We start from the raw sequence: 4492 nt of genomic DNA on the forward strand, positions 1-4492 counted from the left end.
CGTCGACGGCGGCGAGGGCCACGGCTGCGCTCTCGGTGGTCGGCGTCAGCAGGGCGTCGATCCCCTCGAGGGCGGCAGCGTATTGCTCTTTCATCGCGGCCCGCCGGTGAAGCGTGCCGAGGTACGCCTGGGCCGAGACCGTCGCGCCGGCCAGGATCCGCCCCCGCACGGCGTCGCCGAGTTGCGCGGACGGGTCCTCCGCCAGGCTCCCATTGACGAAGTAGGCCTCCGCGTTGGTGATCTCGGTCAGCGCCATGCAGTCGCTGAACCGGAACGGCAGTTCGACATCCACGATCTCCGCCCCCTGCCCGGCCAGGAGGTCCAGGGCCGCGTCGTAGGCGGCCAGCATGTCGGGGGCGACCCCGTCCCGTTCCGAGGCCGGCATCCGGCCGAGGCGCAGACCGCGGACGCCGCGGTTGAGCGTGGACCAGGGGGCCTCCGGCTGGATCCCGCGGGTGGTCGGATCGCGGGGATCGGGGCCGGAGATCGCCTCGTAGAGAAGCGCGGCATCCTCCACGGTGCGGGCCAGCGGTCCGGGCGTATCGAGGGTCATAGACAGCGGCACGATCCCCCAGGTCGAGACGCGCCCGACCGTCACCTTGAGCCCCGTCAGCCCGCAGAAGGCGGCCGGCAGGCGCACCGATCCGCCGGTGTCGGTGCCGATGCCCCAGGGGGCCATCCGGGCCGCCACCGAAACGCCGGTGCCGCTGCTCGAGCCGCCGGGGGTGCGCGGCGTCTCGGTGTCCCAGGGATTCCACGGTGTGCCGAGATGCTGGTTCGTGCCCCAGCCGCCATAGGCGAACTCCACCGTGTGGGTCTTGCCGAGCACGATCATGCCCTGGCCGATGAGGCGCTTGGCGATCGTCGCGGTGCGCTCCGCCCGCCGGGCCCGGTGGGCGGCCGAGCCGCCCATGGTGATCCGGCCCTCCAGGTCGATCAGGTCCTTGAGCACGACGGGGACGCCATGGAGCGGCCCCACGGCATGGCCCGACCGGATCGCCCGGTCGGCGCCCTCGGCGGCGAGTCGGGCATCGGCGGCGAAGACCTCCGTAAAGGCCTGGAGCTTGGGCTCCAGCCGATCGATCCGCCCGAGAAGGGCATCGACGGCCTCGACCGGCGAGAGCGTCCGCCCCTGGATCGCCCGGGCGAGTTCGGCCGCGGAGGCGTGTACGGGATCGATGTCGGACATGGGTTCTACTGCACGCTGACGAGGGTGAGATCGACGAACCAGGATTGCGGCGAGACGAAACCGTGGATCTTCTTGGACATCCCGCGGGGATTGAGGTCGTGGACGACGAACAGCCAGGGCGGGTTGTCCACCAGGCGCTCGTGGGCGGTCTTGGTCTGCGCGTCGATCACCTTGGCGTCGGTGGTCTCGGCAAGCGCCTTCAGGGCCGTGTCGAACGGGTCATCCTTCCAGTTGGGGAAGTTGAAGCCGTTGGGCGGGAACCGGTCGCCCGCGAAGTAGCGGGCCATGACGGCGGGATCCGACGAGGGCGAGGAGACATTGAGCGCCATCGCCCCCTGAAGGTTCGGCGCGTCGGGGAGCGCCCGGGCGGCGTTCAGCAGCACCTGCCATTCGACGACGTTGAAGGTCAGATCGACGTTGCAGGCCTGCTTCAGGTTCTCCTGCAGGTACTCGTTCATCGGCATCGGCAGCATCTGCCCCGAGCCGGAGGAGGAGATCATCACCTTGAGGCTGAGCGGCTTCTTGTCGGTGAAGCCGGCCTCGGCCAGCAGCGCCTTCCCCTTGGCGGCGTCGAAGGTGTAGCGGTTCTTCGGGTTGCCGAAATTCGGGTCCTTGTCGTTCAGCCACCCCGTCGCCGGCTCGGCGGTCCCGTTGAGGAGTTCGACGATGCCCGCCCGGTCGATGCAGTAGTTCAGGGCCTGCCGGACGCGCACATCCTTCAGCGGGCTGTCCTTGGCGCCGATGTTGAAGAGGTAGGGCCAGACATGCGGGTATGAGCCCGTGGTGATCGTGAAGCCCGCCTGTTCAAGCGACGGGATCGCGTCGGGCGCCGGTACCTCGATCCAGTCGACCTGGCCGGCCCGGAAGGCCGCGACCCGGGCATTCGCCTCCGGGATCGGCAGCAGCCGGACCTTGTCGACCTTGGCCATCCGGTCCGGGTCCCAGTAGCCGTCGAACTTGGCGAGATCGACCGCCTCCCGCGGGGCCACGCGGGTGATCCTGAACGGGCCCGTGCCGGCTGCCGGCAGCGCCGCGACCTTGCTCCAGTCGCGCCCCGCCTTCTCGAAGGAGGTGGGCGAGGTGAAGAGCATGTAGACCACCATGTAGGGGAAGTACGAGGCGACCTGCGTGGTGGTGATCTGCACGGTCGAATCGTCGATCTTCCTGTAGCTCCCGACGAGCGGCGCCCGCGCCCGTGTGATGCCGGCGCCCTGGGCCTCGAATTGCGGGCTGTCGTTCTTGAAGTAGCGGTCGAGATTCCAGATCACCGCGTCGGCGTTGAACGGCGTCCCGTCATGGAACTTCACGCCCTGGCGCAGGTGGAAGGTCCAGACCGCCTTGTCGTTCGGATCCTGCTCCCAGCGCTCGGCCAAAGCCGGGATGAGCCCGGCGAGCTTGGTGGTGCTCTTGAGATCCCACTGCACCAGCCCCTCGAAGATCGGGTAGCCGAGGAAGCGCATCCCCTCGAAGCCGTTGTTGGGCATGCCCGTCGTGGTGGGGATGTCGCTCGCCGTCATGGCGATGCGCAGGACGCTCTCGGCGCTGGCCGATCCCGTCAGGGCCACGGAACCCGCCAGGGCGGCGGCAATCAGGCGGCGAAATGTCATCCGGATCCCAATCGTCGTAGTTGCGGCGCGCCAAGCGCAATTCCCGCGCCACGCTCAAGTTTAGGTCCTGCGTTCGGCGAACAGAAGATGCCGGACTTCGCCTCTTGCGCGTGGCGTCCGCCGCGTCACGATAATAAAAAATGCGATTCGCCGGCCAACTCGGCGGCACCGCGAGGGAGATACCCGTGACCGACGAGACGCCGCGCGCCATCAACGGGGCCGAGAGCTTGGTCCGGACCCTTGTCGAGGGCGGGGTCGAGGTGTGCTTCACCAATCCCGGCACGTCCGAGATGCATTTCGTCGCCGCCCTCGACCGGGTCGAGGGGATGCGCTGCGTCCTGTTCCTGTTCGAGGGCGGGGCGACGGGCGCCGCCGACGGTTACGCCCGCATGGCCGACAAGCCGGCCTCGACCCTGCTCCATCTCGGGCCGGGCCTCGCCAACGGATTGGCCAACCTCCACAACGCCAAGAAGGCACGCACCCCCGTCGTCAACATCGTCGGCGAGCACGCGACCTACCATCGGGAATACAACGCCCCGCTCACCTCCGACATCGAGGGGCTGGCCCATCCGATGTCGTCCTGGGTGCGGACCGGGATGAGCGCCTCCGAGATCGGTGCGGACGGCGCCGCCGCCATCGCGGCCGCCCGTACCGCCCCGGGTCAGGTCGCGACGCTGATCCTCCCGGCCAACACCGCCTGGGATCCCGGCACCGGACCCGCGCCCGTGCCGCCGATCCCCGAGCGTGCGCGGGCGAGCGACGACGCGATCGCGGCGGCCGTGGAGGCGCTCCGGAGCGGCGAGCCGGTGCTCCTGCATCTCGGCGACCGGGCAGTCCGGAACGAGGGCCGGGTGATCGCCGACCGGTCGCCCGCAAGACCGGCGCGCAGCTGATGGCCATGACGTCGAATGCCCGGATCGACCGCGGCGCCGGCACCGTGCCGATCGAGCGCCTGCCCTACCCGATCGACCAGGGCATCGCGGCCCTGAAGGACTTCCGCCACATCATCCTGATCGGCGCGACCCCGCCGGTGGGCTTCTTCGCCTACCCGGGCAAGCCGAGCCTGCTGGCGCCGGAGGGCAGCACCACGATCACGCTGGCGACGCCCGAGGAGGACCAGATCGACGCCCTCGAGCGGCTCGCCGAGGCCGTCGCGGCCCCGCCCGCCGAACCGGTCGCCGTCGGCCCGCGGCCGAAGCTCCCGACCTCAGGTCCGCTGGACCAGGACACGATCGGGCAGGTGCTCGGCGCGCTGATCCCCGAGGGCGCGGTGATCTGCGACGAGTCGATCACGACGGGGCGCAACTTCTTCGCCCTGACCCGGGATGCCGCGCCCCATACCTGGCTCCAGCTCAGCGGCGGGTCGATCGGCCTCGGCATCCCGATGGCGACCGGCGCGGCCGTGGCCTGCCCCGATCGCAAGGTCATCAACCTGCAGGCGGACGGCAGCGGTCTCTACACGGTGCAGGCGCTCTGGACCCAGGCCCGCGAGCGCCTCGACGTGGTGACGCTCGTCTGGTCGAACCGCTCCTACGCGATCCTGCGGGCGGAGCTCGCCAATGTCGGCGCGCTCAATCCCGGCCCGAAGGCGCTCGGCATGCTGAGCCTCGACGATCCGGCGGTGGATTGGGTGAGCCTCGCCCGAGGATTCGGGGTCGCGGGGCGGCGGGTCGAGACCCTGCCCGACTTCATCGCG

General features: G+C 70.0%; 2 protein-coding genes and 1 pseudogene. 1 reads left to right on the plus strand and 2 read right to left on the minus strand.

Features of this window, described 5'->3' with window-relative positions:
• Together I53_RS30040 and I53_RS30045 are read right to left on the minus strand one after the other, a co-directional pair.
• Positions 1–1189: amidase (locus I53_RS30040; RefSeq protein WP_043358045.1), on the minus strand; the 1189-nt coding region annotated here is incomplete at its 3' end.
• 5 nt (positions 1190–1194) lie between these two features.
• A complete protein-coding gene (locus tag I53_RS30045; protein WP_051045131.1) occupies positions 1195–2796 on the minus strand; it encodes an ABC transporter substrate-binding protein in 1602 nt (533 codons plus the stop codon).
• 209 nt (positions 2797–3005) lie between these two features.
• On the opposite strand from I53_RS30045, the pseudogene I53_RS30050 reads away from it, so the two are divergent.
• Positions 3006–4492: pseudogene (locus I53_RS30050) on the plus strand (acetolactate synthase large subunit); the annotation flags it as partial.

This window comes from Methylobacterium sp. B1, from assembly GCF_000333255.1.
In the GTDB taxonomy this organism is placed as follows: Bacteria; Pseudomonadota; Alphaproteobacteria; order Rhizobiales; family Beijerinckiaceae; genus Methylobacterium; species Methylobacterium fujisawaense.

Excerpts from the sequence above, each read along its gene's own strand:
- I53_RS30045 (WP_051045131.1), bottom strand. The coding sequence starts at position 2,796 with ATGACATTTCGCCGCCTGATTGCCGCCGCCCTGGCGGGTTCCGTGGCC.